We start from the raw sequence: 16160 nt of genomic DNA, 5'->3' as shown, positions 1-16160 counted from the left end.
GTTGTGCTACCCGCAAAGTTATTATTCCTTTTCTACATATGGCGTACCTTTCTTACCGAAAACAGAGAAATGTACATAACGCTTGGGATTGTTCTTAAAGTCTGCCAAAAGTTCTTTAAGCTCTTTTGAGGCATCGGTAAGGTTGTTATACATGGCTTCATCTTTCAGTAGTTTGCCCATTGTGCCTTTGCCTGACTCTAAATCGCTCAGTATATTATCTACATTTGCCATTGTGTTTTCCAGCTTGCGTACTGTTTCCGCAAGGTTAGCAGCGTTTAACGAGTCGGTTATCTGGACAAGGTTGGCACTGGCTTTATTCATGTTTTCAACCGTACCGTTTATGTTGGTCTTATTGTCTGCCAACATTGTATTAATTGATTTAGTGGTTTGACTAAATTCTTTCATAGTCTTACTTAAATCTGCAATAGAATTACGCAGGTTTGCCTGTGTTTCTTTATCAAGAACATTATTAAGTTTAGTCATTAAACTATCTGCCGATACTACTGTAGTTTCCACTTTGTTCTGTAAAGGTTTCAACTGTTGACCAACTGTAGAGAGCATGCTCGACTCTTCGGTACCTATAAGATAATCGCCATTTTCTGCAGGAGTGTTATTTTTAAAATCAGACTCTATGGCTATTTGTTTACCTCCAACTAAATCGGGCTTATTTAAAACGGCATGGCTTGTTTTGGAAATAAATACATCGTTATTACTTATTTTTAACTCAACCATCAAACGTCCTTCTTTTTCCGGCTTGATAGAGCTTACCTTACCTATTACCAAGCCACTGTATGTTATTGGGGCTGATGGCGATAATCCTTCAACATTTTCATATATAACATACAAAGTCCTGTAGGAATTGAAAAGATCTCTTCCTTTTAGAAAACTGTACCCCCAAATAAATACCAAAATGGCTCCTATTACTAATATTGCTGTTTTAGCTTCTCTTGTTACTTTCAAAATCTAATTATTTATTTAACAAATGTAGGACAATAAAATTATTATAGTGTGAATATTACTTTAAAGCTTTTTAATGTTTCTTGAGTGCTTCTTGAACAGGGATTTTTTTCCCGTTACGAAAAGCAACCACAAAAGCAGACTCAAATCCCTTATCTCTGGCTTGTTGTTTCAATTCATTAGCCTCTTCATAACTTCGGGTTTCTCCATAAAAATATTTTATTAAAGATGTGCTGCTATCTTTAGATATGGATGTAAGCCCGTTAAAATTAGAGGGTACGGTATCCAGGTTTCTGGCGCTTGCCGATATCTGTACTTTAAATATAACGCCTTCGGCAACACTTTCTTTAACTTCTTCTTTAACAGGCACTACGGTTATAACCTCTGTTTCGGGTTTATGCTCTTTTACAGGGGCGGGCTGGGCTGTTTTTTGAATTATAGGGATGTGAAATTCTTTCTTATAATTTAATATCGCTTCGGCTATGGCTTTTGCCAGTTTATCCTGACCTGCTTCTGAGTTAAGAAACTGCCCTTCGGGTCTGTGCGATATAAAGCCCAATTCTATTAATATTCTGGGCATGTATATATTTCTAAGCACCAAAAAGCCTGCTTGCTTTACACCTCTGCTTTTCCTTTTCAATTCATAAGTAAAAGCGTCTTGCACTTTACTTGCAATGTCTATACTTTGGTCTAAATACTCTTCCTGCATCATTTGTAGCCCAATAAGCGATTCCGGCTTATTAGGGTCATAATCCTTATACTTTATTTTATAATCTTCCTCCATAGTAACCACAGCATTTTCCTTCTTGGCAACTTCAAGGTTAGAGGCGTTACGGGTAAGTCCCATTACAAAAGTTTCCGTACCGTAAGCCGACTGATTTGCAGCACCGTTACAGTGAATTGATACAAATACGCTTGCGTTTGCATTATTAGCAATATTGGCACGTTCATTAAGCTCTATAAAAACATCTGTTTTTCGAGTATATACTACTTCTATATCCTGTTCTTTTTCCAGTATTTTCCCTACTTTATTAGATACATTCAGCACTATGTTCTTCTCTACAAACCCATGGTAATTAGCTCCAAAATCCTTTCCTCCGTGTCCGGCATCAAGCACTACCCTGAATTTTGAGTTGCCCTGACCCAAACATGCACTGCAAAATGTAATAAAAATTAAGAAAGTAAGTTTTAAATTCGGGTTCACTGTCATTGCAATATCTGTTATTATTTCCTCTAAGTGTTAAAATGTAATATGTGATTTAATTTGGCAAAAATATTGTAAGTTTGACACTCCAAAAAATAAGCCACATTTTTACAAAAATAGTATTAAAACCGTTGCGTACAAACTTATTTCATATCGTTTTATCAGCAATTTTCCTAACAATAGGAAGCTCAAGAATATCGGCTCAGGAAATAACGGGGAAATCAATAACTGTACCGGCTGAAAAAGAGAACGATACAATACCCAAAGTCATTGCTGCCGAGCTACAGGAAGCGGAAACAGTAGCTACCGAAACTAAAATAATAGCCGCAGATACTGTTAAAAATAAATCAGGTCTTGATGCCATAGTAAAGCGTGTGGCCGAAGATTATGAAGAGCTTGACCAGGAAACCAAAATGCTCACATTATACAACAAGGCAGAATTGTACTATAAAGATATAGAACTAAAAGCCGGTATAATTAAAATGAACTATGAAACTAATGAGGTTTTTGCAGGGCGTATAAAAGACTCTTTGGGCAACTACTCTCAGATGCCTTATTTTAAACAAGGAAATAACGTTGTGGAGGCTGACTCGATACATTTTAATACCGTAAGCAAAAAAGCCCGTATATGGAACTCGCGTTCCGACCAAGGAGAATTTAGGGTAAAAGGTGAAATAACAAAAAAAGAAAACGATTCGGTTTACTACATAAAAGGCGCACGTTTTACTACTTCTAAAAACATAGACGACCCCGAATATTATTTTTATACGAATAAAATAAAACTCGTACCGGGCAAAAAAGTAGTGATAGGCTTTACCAATATGGTTATTGCCGATGTGCCCACGCCACTGGCACTGCCTTTTGCCTTTTTCCCGATGACGGATGAAGCTGAATCAGGGTTTATAGTACCTACTTTTGGCGAAAACAACAATCAGGGTTACTTTTTACAAAACGGAGGGTATTATTTAGCCCTTAGCGATTATTATGATCTTGCGGTGCTGGGCGATTATTATACCAACGGGAGCTACGGGCTCAGGTTTCAGTCCGCCTATGCCAAACGATACAAGTTTCGTGGCAATATTAATATTCGGTTTGAAAACAATGTGCAAAGCGAAAGAGGTTTCCCCGATTATGTACGCTCCAGGCAATATAATATACAATGGTCGCACAATCAGGATGCAAAAGCCAACCCCAATTCCCGATTTTCGGCTAGCGTAAACTTAGGTTCAAGTCAGTACTACCGCCAGTCACAAAACCTCAGCAATATTGGCGCAAGCCTTAATAATACATTACAGTCATCCGTTTCCTATTCCAAAACATTCCAAACTGTACCGCAGGTTAATGTTTCGCTAAGTGCTACGCACAGCCAAAACACGAATACCGAAACGATAAATATGACATTGCCTACCCTGCAAGCCAGTGTTGACAGGATATTTCCGTTTGCTGCTGACGATGCTCCGAAAAAAGGAATTATAAAAAATGTTAACCTGCAATATAACCTGCGCGGAGAAAACAGGATTGCCACTACCGATTCGCTTTTCTTTAAACCCCAAATGTTTCGCGATGCAAAGTCAGGTTTACAGCATACTATACCCCTAAGCACCAACTTTAAAATTTTTAAACATTTCAGCGTTTCTGCCGGAAGTAATTTTCAGGAAACCTGGGTAATGAACACTATTGAACGTTTTTACAACCCTAATACCAATGAAGAGGAAACACGCGACCTGAAAGGTTTTGAATCGTACCGCACTTACAATTTTTCTTCGAGCATAGGTACTACAATATATGGTACTTTTAATTTTGGAGAAAGTAAAAAAATACAGGCTATACGCCATGTAATTCGCCCATCGGTATCCTACACCTACACACCAAGTTTTGACCAGTATTATGACCGGTATGAAATAGATGAAACAGGAACTGCCTATAGGGATTATACAAGGTTTGAAGGCGGGTTATTTGGTGCTCCGGGCAAAAATTTATCTAACAGTATAGGCTTATCTGTAAATAATACTTTTGAAGCCAAAGTAAGAAATGATGAAGATCCTGATGAAGAAGCTAAAAAAATAATGTTGCTTAACAACCTTAATTTTTCTACCAGCTATAATATGGCTGCCGATTCACTGGCATGGTCGCCACTAAGGGTTACAGCAGGTACTAACCTGTTTAAACAAAAAATGAATATTAACTTTGGTACTACTTTAGACCCATATGCTATTGATAATGCCGGACAAAGAATAGATACGTATAATATAGACAATGGCGGAAGCCTTTTTAGGATGACCAGTGCCAATGTAACGGTAAATTATTCTTTTTCAAGTAAAGACGGTGAATCAGGCGGAGGTAAAAGCGACGACCAAACGGCACGAAACGGCGGGCGTGAAGACGACCTGTTTGGTACTGCTACCGACCTGAGTGACAGGCGTAAAAGTATGTTTGATGAGGAAGACGAGGATACTGAGAAAAGCGATAAATCGGGTGGTACATTTTTTAATGCCAAGCTGCCTTGGGATTTACGCCTTGCTTACTCCCTAACCTATTCTAACAATAACAGGCAAAGCGAAATAACGGGTAACTCTATAATGGTATCGGGTAATGTGGATTTAACCCCCCGCTGGAAAATGGGCTTTTCGTCAGGTTATGACTTTGTGCAAAAAGGGGTTACTTTTACCCAGTTACGCTTTGAGCGGGACTTGCTTAGCTGGCGCATGGATTTTAACTGGGTTCCGTTTGGCGATAATACCTATTGGGGCTTTTTTATAGGGATTAAATCATCTGTACTTAGCGATATTAAGTATGATAAGCGCCAAGTACCGGACAGAGTATTAGGAAACTAACTTAGCATATTAACAAAGACATGAAAAAAATTATTTTTACTGATAAAGCTCCTGCTCCTATAGGACCTTATAATCAAGCTGTACTTACAGGCAATATGTTATATACGTCAGGACAAATTGCATTGCATCCTGAAACGGGCGAACTGATTACAAGTGATATTGAAACCGAAACCAAACAGGTTATGGAAAACATGAAAGCGGTATTGGAAGCTGCCGGAATGGGTTTTGACAATGTTATAAAAACCACCATCTTTATAAGCGACATGAACGATTTTGCAAAGATAAACGGTGTATATGGCGCTTATTTTAACGAAGAAACCGCTCCTGCAAGAGAAACGGTTCAAGTGGCATGTTTGCCAAAAAATGTAAATGTCGAAATTTCTATGATTGCTGCGCTATAGCCTGAAGCAATAATTCTGCGGTAGCAGAGTTGGTTGCCAAAGGTACATTGTGCACATCGCATACTCGTATCAGCATATTAATATCTGCCTCATGCGGATGGTTTGCCAAAGGGTCTTTAAAAAAGAACACCATATTGGTTTTCCCTTCGGCAACGCGGGCTGCAATTTGCGCATCGCCACCCAGCGGTCCCGAAAGCATTTTAGTAACCGTAAAACCTGCTTTTTCGGCTTTTCCTCCCGTAGTACCCGTTGCAACAAGCCGGATATTCTCTTTAGCAAGAATATCCCTGTTTTTGTTTAAAAACTGTACCATTTCGGCTTTCATACCGTCATGGGCTATAATGGCAATTTCCATATCCGGCATTAGTTTAACTCGTGATATTCAATCAATCCGTCTATAGGGCGTCGCAATACATTACCTATTTTCAGATTATTTTTACTTAATACTTCGGCAAGCTCGGCTTTCAGGTAAAATGCTATTGAACCTACAAAGTGTACCGGTACTTCGTGCGCATTATCATACTGTGTGATGTAGTTATCTACAAATACCTGCATAGCATCTGTAATAAGCCCTTTTATAAAGGCATTATCTTTATGCTGTATTAAAAACTTAGCAAAAGTAGCTAAATAGGCATTTGGGTTTGGCTCTTTATAAAGGTTATGCTTTATCACATCCGGGTCAAGGTTGTACTCTTTTTCAAACTTAGCGGCAAGTTCCTGTGGCATTTTATTAAAGTAATAGGCTCTGATAAGATCTCTGCCAAAACGGTTACCGCTACAATCGTCCATAGCAATATAGCCTAACGACTGTACTTTTTGGTGCAGTTCTTCACCGTCAAAATAACTACAGTTAGAGCCTGTACCCAGTATGCATATTATTGCTTTTTCGTTAGTAGGGTTAGTGGCATAGGCTGCCGCATAGGTATCTTCTTTTACCGAAACTTCTGCATTTGGGAAAAATTCTTCAAAAACATCTTTCATAAAATTTTTCATGCGGTCTGTACCACATCCGGCTCCGTAAAAAAACAAGCTGGATACTTCGTTACGGTTATTATAGATATCAAAGCGTGCTTCAAGGCGTTCCAAAGCCTCTTCTCTGTCTATAACTTCGGGGCTCAAACCCAGTGTTTGGGTAGTAAAAAGCCTGTCGCCGTTTTCGTCCAGCGCAATCCAGTCAGCCTTTGTAGCACCACTGTCAACTAATAATTTCATAATTAAATAGAGTTAGTTTTTAGTTAAGTTTTGTTCGGTATATTAAGATTAGTATTTATTGGGGTTAATTTTGGGTTAAGTAAAGTAGTATATAAAAAATAAAAATCCCGCCTTTTCTGTATGAAAAAAGACGGGATATAGTATAATTTATTACAGTGATGCGATATGCACCGAAAGGTCTATAAGTTTGCTTGAATAGCCATACTCGTTATCATACCAAGATACCAACTTAAAGAATGTTGAGTTAAGCCCGATACCTGCTTTGGCATCTATTATACTTGTTCTTGAATCTGATACGAAATCCTGAGATACTACGTCATCTTCGGTAAAACCAAGAATACCTTTCAGGTTGGTTTCCGATTCTCTTTTCAACACACTCATTATCTCTTCATACGAAGTTTCTTTCTTTACTTTAACAGTAAGGTCAACTACAGATACGTCGGCTGTAGGCACACGCATAGACATACCTGTAAGTTTTCCGTTAAGTTCCGGTATTACTTTACCTACTGCTTTTGCAGCACCTGTACTTGCAGGGATAATGTTTAATAATGCTGCCCTTCCGCCGCGGAAGTCTTTTTTAGAGGGTCCGTCAACAGTAAGTTGTGTAGCTGTTGTAGCGTGAATAGTGGTCATTAATCCTTCTTCGATACCAAAGTGGTCATTAATTACTTTAGCAAGCGGAGCAAGACAGTTGGTAGTACATGAAGCGTTAGATACTATTGTATCATTTGCAGTGGCTTTGTCGTGGTTTACACCCATTACAAACATTGGCGCATCTGCAGATGGTGCAGATATTACTACTTTTTTAGCACCGCCATTTATATGAAGTTGTGCTGTTTCAAGTGTTGTAAATATACCTGTACATTCGGCAACTACATCTACACCTACTTCATTCCATTTAAGTAATGCAGGGTCTCTTTCTGCTGTTACCCTGATATGGTTACCGTTTACATAAAGTTTGCCTTCTTTTACTTCAACTTCGCCTGCAAACCTGCCGTGTACTGAATCATATTTTAAAAGGTATGCTAAATGATCTACATCAAGCAGGTCATTAATAGCTACAACCTCTACGTTATCTCTGTTTATAGTTTCGCGGAAAACAATACGACCAATTCTTCCGAAGCCGTTTATTCCTAATTTTACTTTTGCCATTTTGTGATTTTAGTTTTTATTGTTGTTATTTATATAGATACGATGTCTGAAACTTTAATAAGTTCCTTATCAATTTGTGATTTTCCTTTTACGGCATTTTCTAAAGGTGTGAGTACTATTTCGTCTTTTAACAGCCCTACCATATAGTTCGATTTTCCTTCGAGTAATGTTTCTACAGCTTTAACACCAAGCCTGCTTGCCAGCACCCTGTCAAAACATGACGGTGTTCCGCCACGTTGCATGTGCCCCAATATTGATACACGCACATCATACTCGGGCATATTTTCTTCTACGTAGTCTTTAAGTTCAAAAACGTTTTTACCTATTTTATCGCCTTCGGCAATAACTACTATACTTGACGATTTGCCTGAGGCTTTGCTTTTTCTTAAAGATTCTAATAACCTGTCAAGCCCCATATCTTCTTCCGGAATCAGTATTTCTTCTGCTCCTGCGCCTATACCTGCATTGAGTGCTATATGTCCGGCATCGCGCCCCATAACCTCTACAAAAAACAGCCTGTTATGCGAGCTTGCCGTATCTCTTATTTTATCTATTACTTCTACTACAGTATTAAGTGCAGTATCATAGCCCAGTGTAAAGCTGGTGCCATATATATCATTATCTATTGTGCCGGGTATGCCTATTACAGGAAAGCCATATTCTTCATTAAAAATAAGTCCTCCGGTAAAGCTGCCGTTACCGCCTATTACCACGATAGCATCTATGTTATTGCTTACTAAGTTTTCGTGAGCTTTTTCTCTGCCTTCCTTCGTCATGAAGTCTTTAGAGCGAGCCGATTTTAATATTGTACCTCCTTTGTTAATTATATTATTAACGCTTCGGGCATTCATTTCTTTAAAGTCGCCTTCTATCATGCCCTGATAGCCTCTGTAAATTCCGGCACACTCTATATTATGATAAGCACAGGCACGCACTACGGCTCTGATGGCGGCATTCATTCCGGGGGAATCTCCCCCTGAAGTTAGCACACCTATTTTTTTGATATTCGCAGACATTTTTTAATATTTAATTGTAAAATTAATAATTTAATATGATAAATTAATTTATAAATACAATCTATTAATAATTCTCTAACATTTCAAACGTTTTCGTTAATAAGTTTTTTTATTCGTTTCGCCGTTTGCATAAAAAAAGAGCGGGTTTTTATAAAAACCCGCTCTTTTTTTTGATATATGAAATTTAATCCTTTATAAATTATCGATTAATCAGTTTCCGGTATCGGTTCGGGTGCTTCTTCGGTATTTGTTTTTTTCTTATTTCTTCTTTCTGCAAATTCCAGAAACTCCGGCGAAAGTTCAGAATCAGGTATTTCATTTCCGTCATTGTTATTTTCCTCTTTTACCTGTTTCTTATTCGATATTTTTTGCCATAATTCACCCAACGTGTTAAAATCAACTTCATAAGTAAGTCCTACACCCTGCGTATAGCCAATGCCCTCTCCTAAAAAATTAACATTATTCTCTCTGTTGAATGCTCTTGCTTTTAATGAGTTTTCTTTATTCAATCGAAACTGAGCTTCTACATTGCCCACCACGCTCGACTGATTAACACCCCCAACGGGCACACCTACCTGACCGTTTATAGTTATCCTGTCATTTATTTGAGAGGATAGGGTTAAACCAAACTGAGAACTGGTTTCCATATAAGGGTTTTGCGATCCTTGCACATAGTTTACACCTACGTTCAATTTACTTTCATCATCAGAGAACAAACCGTTTACAAGACCGCTCGCTGTTTCCAGGAATGGTGCATATGCCATTGTATTAGCGCTGGTAGGACTTAAAAACGAGCGTTGGTATAAGAGTGAAAGTGCCTGGTTTTGGCGTGTATCGGCATCACTGAGGCGGTATTCCAAGTCTGATTTGAGTACTGAATTGGCACGGGGGAAATTAATTTGGAACTCATGCTCAGGCTGCATAAGGCTACCATTAAGCTGTATAACCACCTCTACCGGGATATTACCGCTATAGGATGCATTATCTAACAGTACCGAGGGGTTAGCCTGAAGTTCATATACAGCCTCCAGATTTAGGTTTGCGTCAGTAGGATCGCCATCCCAGTTAATATAACCTCCTTGCTTTGCTTTAAGTTTCTTATTAATAATTCCTCCGTATTTAAAATTATATACCCCTTCGGTTAATGAAAAGTCGCCCCACATATTAAACTTACCAAGTGTATTGATTTCTAACAGCATATTACCGTTACCTATGGCTGTAAGACCATGCCCTGTATTTTTATCTATAATTATCTCGATTTTAGCATCATCATCTATGTCTAAATCGAACTGCATTTCCAGTCCTTTATAATTACTTGTATTTACTAATCTTACATCGGTTCCATTTTCCTCTTTCTCTTTAGGACTGAGAAAATGGATATATGGTGTACTACCTGCCGCTCCGGTATTGTTTATGGGTATTTTTATATCTGTTCCGGGCTCGGACTCTGCATTTGCCTTTATGAGCAATGCAGAAGTAGGACCACTTATGCTGGCATTGCCTTTTATAAAAGCCGTACCGTAAAAAAGGGCATCATCAGAATCCGGTGTATTGAGAACCAAAAGATTATCTGATTGTATATTGAGGTCAAGAGCCCAGTTTTTAAACATATCGTGTGTTACTTTACCTTCAAGATATCCTGAAGTTCCGTGCTCAGTATCAGTAAGCTTAGGTCTTCTGAATACTAAAGCATTTTCGGTAAGGTCAATTATTGAATTTTCTTCAAAATTATAATCCGTGTTGAGGTAGCCTACCTTTAACCCCGCATTACGAAGGTAAAAAATAGCATCTATCTCCGGTTTTTTTATATTCCCTACAATGGCGGCACGCCCCGTAGCTGTACCTCTGATATCGGGAAAAACGGACTTGAGGAACACCTCGAGAAAACTGATATCAAATTCACTAAAATCGGCATCGAGTGATAACTGTGTCTGGTTATCAACTATATCTATAGTACCGGATGTGTATAACCTTTCTTCATCGTTTTTAAATATGGTAGAGCTAAGGTTGAAACGCTTCAGCCTGCGGTCTCCATATATCTGTAAGTCAAGGTCGCCCAATTCATAATCATTCATCCTCAGGTTGCTTATGGTAAGCATCGATTGCGGCTGATATTCATCACGTTGTTGTTTGAGGGTTATATCGCCATTAATCCTGCCTCCAAATTCCAGACTGTCAAGAGAAGGTGTTATTTTGTCGAGTGCCACATCATTAAACGATAATTTTAAATCCTTATAGGTAGAGTCGCGTATTACACCAACGAGTTCTACCTTTTGGTCTTTGTGTGACATGCTTATTTTATCAATGGTAAAATCGGTAAGCTTTTTATTAAATACCACTTTATTATCATTCGATTCTCCTTCATTGATGTACCATAAGTAATCTTTAAAATTTATTTCTGATTTTTTAAATCCTACTACGGATTTGTTTTCTTTATCAATAGTATGATACAGGTTCAGTTTAAAATAATCTTCATCTTTACTGCCTCCTTTAAATTCGGAACGTAAAAATAATGTATCATTCTGAGTTACATTAATAAGGTTAAAGTCAGATATTTTATATCCTTTAGTCCGTAGGCTATCAATACTTATGTAGGTATTATATAATGGATTTTTATTGTTTATATCTACAGCTATGTTGCTAAACTCATTATCTTTTACAGTTATATTCGGGGAATCAAAATTCAGTACAAAATCGCCCTTATCTGCATTAATTCTCCCTCTTACAACTGTATTTTGCCCCACTGCTACGTCGGGCAATACTATATCTACAATTTTATTGTATATAACAAAATTAAAGTTGATAAACTGCCCGCTTTTTAGTTTATGGGGTGAATAGTTAGTATAAAGGCTCCCCATAGCGTTTTCTACCAGTTTGGGCAGTTCGTTAATATCAAATTTACCCAAAACGCGTCCTTCTATTATATCAGTTGAGTTAAATGCAATTGTTCTCACATTATCTTCATCAAATGACGATTCTATAAAAAAGTCTTCAAAATAATAGCTGTCACGACTGTTTTGGTACGATAGTCGAGACATTTGTAATGTACCTGCCACGTCATTAATCGTTTTGCCCGTAGCTGTAAGCATCAGGTCGCCTTTAAAAATAGATAGCGAGTCGTTTTTAATTATATGTAGCGCTACAAGATCGGCATAATCTACTTGGGCATGAAAATCAACCTTATTGGTATTATTACTCATATCGACCAAACCGTCAAAAGAAAGTAATAAATTAGGGTCGTTACTATTTATAACACCTTTAAAATAAGGCCATTTCATTGTGCCGTCAACATCAATATTGGTATAATTATATTCATTGAGCCACAGCCTTTTTATATCCCCTTTCAAGGTAGTATTAAGCGACTCTTTGTTAAAGCCTACTCCATTTGCAACAAGGTGCGCCGTAGCACTGCCAATTGCCGAGCTGCCTGTTAAAACGCCTATATTAAATCCTCTTAAATCAATAACTCCATCGTAAGCGGCAATATTAGGATTATTAAAGTTTTTAATCGATAAATTAGTATCTACTTCGCCTATTTCAGATATAACATATAAGTTGGTATCAAGGTCTTGATTAGTAAGAATAACATGCCCGGAAAGGTTTACCGTACCCAGTTTATCTAACTGTTGGGGGAGGCTTTCGCCCAGTACTCTCGGCATTATATAGGTTAAACTGCCGTAGGTTGATGTAATACGGTCAAAATTACCATTCATATAAAAACCTGCTTCCTTATTAAGTAGGTTTTTAAAGTTTATTTTACCTATTATTTCGTTTTGCCCATCATCAAACAGTTTCAGGTTGTTTAAAACAAAATCATTAAGAGGTCCTTTCAGGCTTGTAGAAAGGTAGAATTTTTGGTCTTCGCTAAACTCGTCATAAAAATAATTAATCTCATTAGAGGCTATAGTTGCCTTAGCTATATTAAAATCAAAATTAACTTTGTTTACAAAATCTTTCATGTCATTGCCGGAGTAACTCAACTTTACATCACCCTCCAATGATGATTCAGCCGTTTTTAAAGTAAGTTTATCCAGAATAATATTCGATTTCGTATAGGTGAAGTCACCTTCAAGATTTTCAACAAATAACCCCCTGTGGTCCTGTAATGATAGTGCTTCAATTCCTGCTGTAATTTCCGGCCCTTTGATATAAAAATCACTCAGTTCACCGTTCAGCTTAGTAAAATCTAAAACTTTAGGCGTTGCGCTATTTTCATTTGTCAAACGATACCTTCCGTTATTTACATAAAGTTCGTCAGCCTTCAATCGAAAAGAACCATCTCCGGGCTTACCATTATCAAACAATTTTACAAAAACATCAAGGCTGCTCAATGTTTCGCCTTTGTATGTTTTCATGTGGAAGTTAAGTGCTTCGGCTCGAAGCGTACCAAACTCAAAGCTGTTTTTAGTAAGCTGTTTAAAGCTAAGAATATTAGTTTGTAACCTGTCAGCAGCTATTAGCGTATCATTATGATGATCCAGTATTAATACTCCTTTAAGCTTTACACTTCCAAAAAAAGATATTGCTACTTTATCAATCTGTATATGCGTTCCTAACTCCTCATTAATCCTGTTTGTAGCATAATGAGCAATTTTAGTTTGCACAAAAGGAAGTGAGAGTGCTATGGCAAGCAGTAACAAAAACAGGAGGATTCCTATTACTGTACGGATAAGTATTTTTTTAAATTTTTTGATACTGCTAATTGTTTTAAATTTGTCGAATGGCAGCTTCTGCAATTTTGAAACAAATGTAGGCAATTTTGTTATTTGCTAAAATTTGCGAAGCTACTTTTTGCTATCCAAATACCGTGCCTGAATATGAACGAAAACCCTTTATATATATTAGCCATCGAAAGTTCGTGCGACGATACCGCTGCTGCCGTACTGGAAAACGCCAAAGTACTGAGTAATGTTGTGGCAAGACAAGCTATACATGAAGAGTATGGCGGTGTAGTGCCGGAGCTTGCCTCGCGTGCCCATCAGCAAAATATTGTACCCGTGATAGATGTTGCACTCAAAAAAGCCAATATAGACCGCTCACAGCTTAATGCTATAGCTTTTACACAAGGTCCGGGGCTTATGGGATCGCTCTTGGTAGGCAGTTCTTTTGCCAAGTCAATGGCTTTGGCATTAGGTGTTCCCCTAATAGCCGTAAACCATATGCAGGCACATATACTGGCACACTTTATAGATGAAGAAGGTTTTGAAAAACCAACATTCCCGTTCTTGGGAATGACCATAAGTGGCGGGCACACGCAAATTGTAAAAGTGAACGATTATTTTGACATGGAAGTTATTGGCGAAACTACTGATGATGCCGTAGGCGAAGCCTTTGATAAAAGCGCAAAAATACTGGGGCTGCCCTACCCCGGTGGTCCGCTTATTGATAAATATGCGCAACAGGGTAATCCAAAAGCGTTCCCGTTTACCAAGCCAAAAGTACCGGGACTGGATTTTAGCTTTAGCGGGCTGAAAACACAAATACTGTATTTTGTACAAAAAAACGTAGCCGAAAATCCTGATTTTATACAGGAGAACCTCAACGATATTTGTGCCTCTATACAGCACACCATCATCAATATACTGATGGATAAGTTGAAACTTGCCGTAAAAGAAACGGGCATAAAACAAATAGCTATAGGCGGTGGTGTATCGGCAAACAGCGGTATCCGCAATACGCTCATGGAAGCCCGGAAGAAATACGGTTGGAAATGCTTTATACCAAAATTTGAATACACTACTGATAATGCTGCAATGATAGGCATAGTAGGCTACCATAAATACCGTCAGCAACTTTTTAACGATGCTTCCGTAGTATCAAAAGCCCGAATACCACTATAACTATGCAATTATTTTACAACCCTGATATAAACAGCAACGATACTACTTTTACTTTTGACAGAGAGGAAAGCCGACATATAGTAAAAGTACTCCGCAAAAAGGAAGGTGATACGATACAACTTACCAACGGTAAGGGTAGTGTTTTTACTGCTGAAATAACCTTTGCAGCCGATAAAAAATGTTTGGTAAGTATTACTGCCGAAGCAAAATCTGAACCGCTGCCCTATTACCTGCACCTTGCCGTAGCCCCTACCAAAATGAATGACCGCTATGAGTGGTTTTTAGAAAAGGCTACCGAAATTGGCATCAGCGAAATTACTCCGCTTATTTGCGAACACAGCGAACGCACCATATTTAAAGCTGAGCGTTTTGAAAAAATATTGCAAAGTGCCATGAAGCAATCATTACAATACCACCTGCCAAAACTGAATGCACCTACCTCGTTTAAAGATTTTGTAAACCAAGAGCATGAGGGAGCATTATTTATAGCCCACTGCGAGGAAACCGACAAAAAACTCCTTAAAAACGAGTTACAACCCTTGCAAAAAACAACCGTACTAATAGGTCCTGAAGGCGATTTCTCTAACAAAGAAATAGAACTTGCTTTACAGCAAAAGTATATACCCGTTTCGCTGGGCAATACCCGCCTGCGTACCGAAACCGCTGCGATTGTAGCAGCGCATAGCGTAGCTTTTGTGAATGAGAAATAGTGTTTAGATTGCCACGTCGTTCCTCCTCGCAATGATGTAGAAGGAGTAACAGTATGTCATCGCGAGGCACGAAGCGATCCTGACACAAACAATATTTTCTATATCTTTACATTCACAATCTGATACTCCAAATGAAAAAACTCCTATACATACTCCTGCTTACTCCTGCCCTGCTTATGGCACAGGAAATAGCAGTACTTAAATACTCGGGTGGTGGCGACTGGTATGGTAACCCTACCTCATTACCCAACCTTGCTAAGTTTTGCAACCAGAACATTAACACTAAACTAAATACCAAAACAGCAACAGTAGAAGTTGGCAGTCCGGATTTGTTCTCCTACCCATTTGTACACATGACAGGGCACGGTAATGTGGTGTTTAGTGCCAACGATGTTACCAACCTGCGTAATTATCTTACTTCGGGCGGTTTTTTGCATATTGATGATAATTACGGTATGGACAAATACATCCGTAAAGAGATACAAAAAGTTTTCCCTGATAAAGAGTTGGTACAAGTACCTGCAAGTCACGAAATTTTTAAAGGTCCGTATGCATTCCCGCAGGGTATGCCCAAAATACATGAGCATGATAACAAAGCGCCACAGGCTTGGGGTATTTTTATTGAAGGCAGGCTGGTATTGCTATATACATCTGAAAGCGACCTTGGCGATGGCTGGGAAGATCAAGAGGTGCACAACGACCCGCGTGAGGTACGCGAAAAAGCACTAAAAATGGGAGCTAATATTGTTAACTACGCTTTCAAATATTAATAACAATAGTTGCTTAATTACAGTAAATATTGTTGCTGTCGCACTATATGGCATTATTGGTAAT

At 38.3% G+C, this 16160-nt stretch carries 12 protein-coding genes; 5 read left to right on the top strand and 7 right to left on the bottom strand.

Features of this window, described 5'->3' with window-relative positions; translation table 11 throughout:
- Positions 1 to 21: 21 nt before the first annotated feature.
- Positions 22 to 960: an MlaD family protein gene (locus tag E0W68_RS05600; RefSeq protein ID WP_135218430.1), complete on the bottom strand. Its 939-nt coding sequence runs from the start codon at positions 958 to 960 to the stop codon at positions 22 to 24.
- Between the two features lie 70 nt (positions 961 to 1030).
- Positions 1031 to 2167, bottom strand: a complete 1137-nt coding sequence (locus tag E0W68_RS05595) for an N-acetylmuramoyl-L-alanine amidase family protein (protein WP_135218429.1) — start codon at positions 2165 to 2167, stop codon at positions 1031 to 1033.
- Positions 2168 to 2241: 74 nt separating this feature from the next.
- Between E0W68_RS05595 and E0W68_RS05590 the strand changes: the two genes are divergently transcribed.
- Positions 2242 to 4995, top strand: a complete 2754-nt coding sequence (locus E0W68_RS05590) for a putative LPS assembly protein LptD (RefSeq protein ID WP_135218428.1) — start codon at positions 2242 to 2244, stop codon at positions 4993 to 4995.
- Between the two features lie 20 nt (positions 4996 to 5015).
- Positions 5016 to 5396 (top strand): RidA family protein, encoded by a 381-nt coding sequence (locus E0W68_RS05585; protein ID WP_135218427.1) that lies wholly within the window; start codon positions 5016 to 5018, stop codon positions 5394 to 5396.
- Here the strand turns inward: E0W68_RS05585 and E0W68_RS05580 are convergent.
- The 5 genes from E0W68_RS05580 to E0W68_RS05560 all read right to left on the bottom strand — a co-directional run bounded on the left by E0W68_RS05580 (position 5377) and on the right by E0W68_RS05560 (position 13533).
- Positions 5377 to 5751, bottom strand: a complete 375-nt coding sequence (locus E0W68_RS05580; RefSeq protein ID WP_135218519.1) for a methylglyoxal synthase — start codon at positions 5749 to 5751, stop codon at positions 5377 to 5379. The genes E0W68_RS05585 and E0W68_RS05580 overlap by 20 nt on opposite strands.
- 8 nt (positions 5752 to 5759) lie before the next feature.
- Positions 5760 to 6608 (bottom strand): N-acetylglucosamine kinase, encoded by an 849-nt coding sequence (locus E0W68_RS05575; RefSeq protein WP_135218426.1) that lies wholly within the window; start codon positions 6606 to 6608, stop codon positions 5760 to 5762.
- A gap of 150 nt (positions 6609 to 6758) precedes the next feature.
- A complete protein-coding gene (gene gap / locus E0W68_RS05570) occupies positions 6759 to 7760 on the bottom strand; it encodes a type I glyceraldehyde-3-phosphate dehydrogenase (RefSeq protein ID WP_135218425.1) in 1002 nt (333 codons plus the stop codon).
- 29 nt (positions 7761 to 7789) lie between these two features.
- Positions 7790 to 8776, bottom strand: coding sequence for a 6-phosphofructokinase (gene pfkA / locus E0W68_RS05565; protein ID WP_135218424.1), 987 nt, complete (start codon positions 8774 to 8776; stop codon positions 7790 to 7792).
- Between the two features lie 206 nt (positions 8777 to 8982).
- Positions 8983 to 13533: a translocation/assembly module TamB domain-containing protein gene (locus tag E0W68_RS05560; RefSeq protein ID WP_225990290.1), complete on the bottom strand. Its 4551-nt coding sequence runs from the start codon at positions 13531 to 13533 to the stop codon at positions 8983 to 8985.
- 60 nt (positions 13534 to 13593) lie between these two features.
- Between E0W68_RS05560 and tsaD the strand changes: the two genes are divergently transcribed.
- The 3 genes from tsaD to E0W68_RS05545 all read left to right on the top strand — a co-directional run bounded on the left by tsaD (position 13594) and on the right by E0W68_RS05545 (position 16096).
- Entirely contained in the window at positions 13594 to 14616 is a 1023-nt protein-coding gene (gene tsaD, locus E0W68_RS05555; protein WP_135218423.1) for a tRNA (adenosine(37)-N6)-threonylcarbamoyltransferase complex transferase subunit TsaD, read from the top strand.
- A 2-nt stretch (positions 14617 to 14618) separates the two neighbouring features.
- A complete protein-coding gene (locus E0W68_RS05550; RefSeq protein WP_135218422.1) occupies positions 14619 to 15326 on the top strand; it encodes a 16S rRNA (uracil(1498)-N(3))-methyltransferase in 708 nt (235 codons plus the stop codon).
- A 131-nt stretch (positions 15327 to 15457) separates the two neighbouring features.
- Entirely contained in the window at positions 15458 to 16096 is a 639-nt protein-coding gene (locus E0W68_RS05545; protein WP_135218421.1) for a DUF4159 domain-containing protein, read from the top strand.
- The last annotated feature ends 64 nt before the right edge of the window (positions 16097 to 16160 follow it).

It is taken from the genome of Flavobacterium salilacus subsp. salilacus, from assembly GCF_004634195.1.
GTDB lineage: Bacteria > Bacteroidota > Bacteroidia > Flavobacteriales > Flavobacteriaceae > Flavobacterium > Flavobacterium salilacus.
The sequence above is the reverse complement of the archived record's forward strand: the minus strand, read 5'-3'. Positions and strand labels throughout refer to the sequence as shown.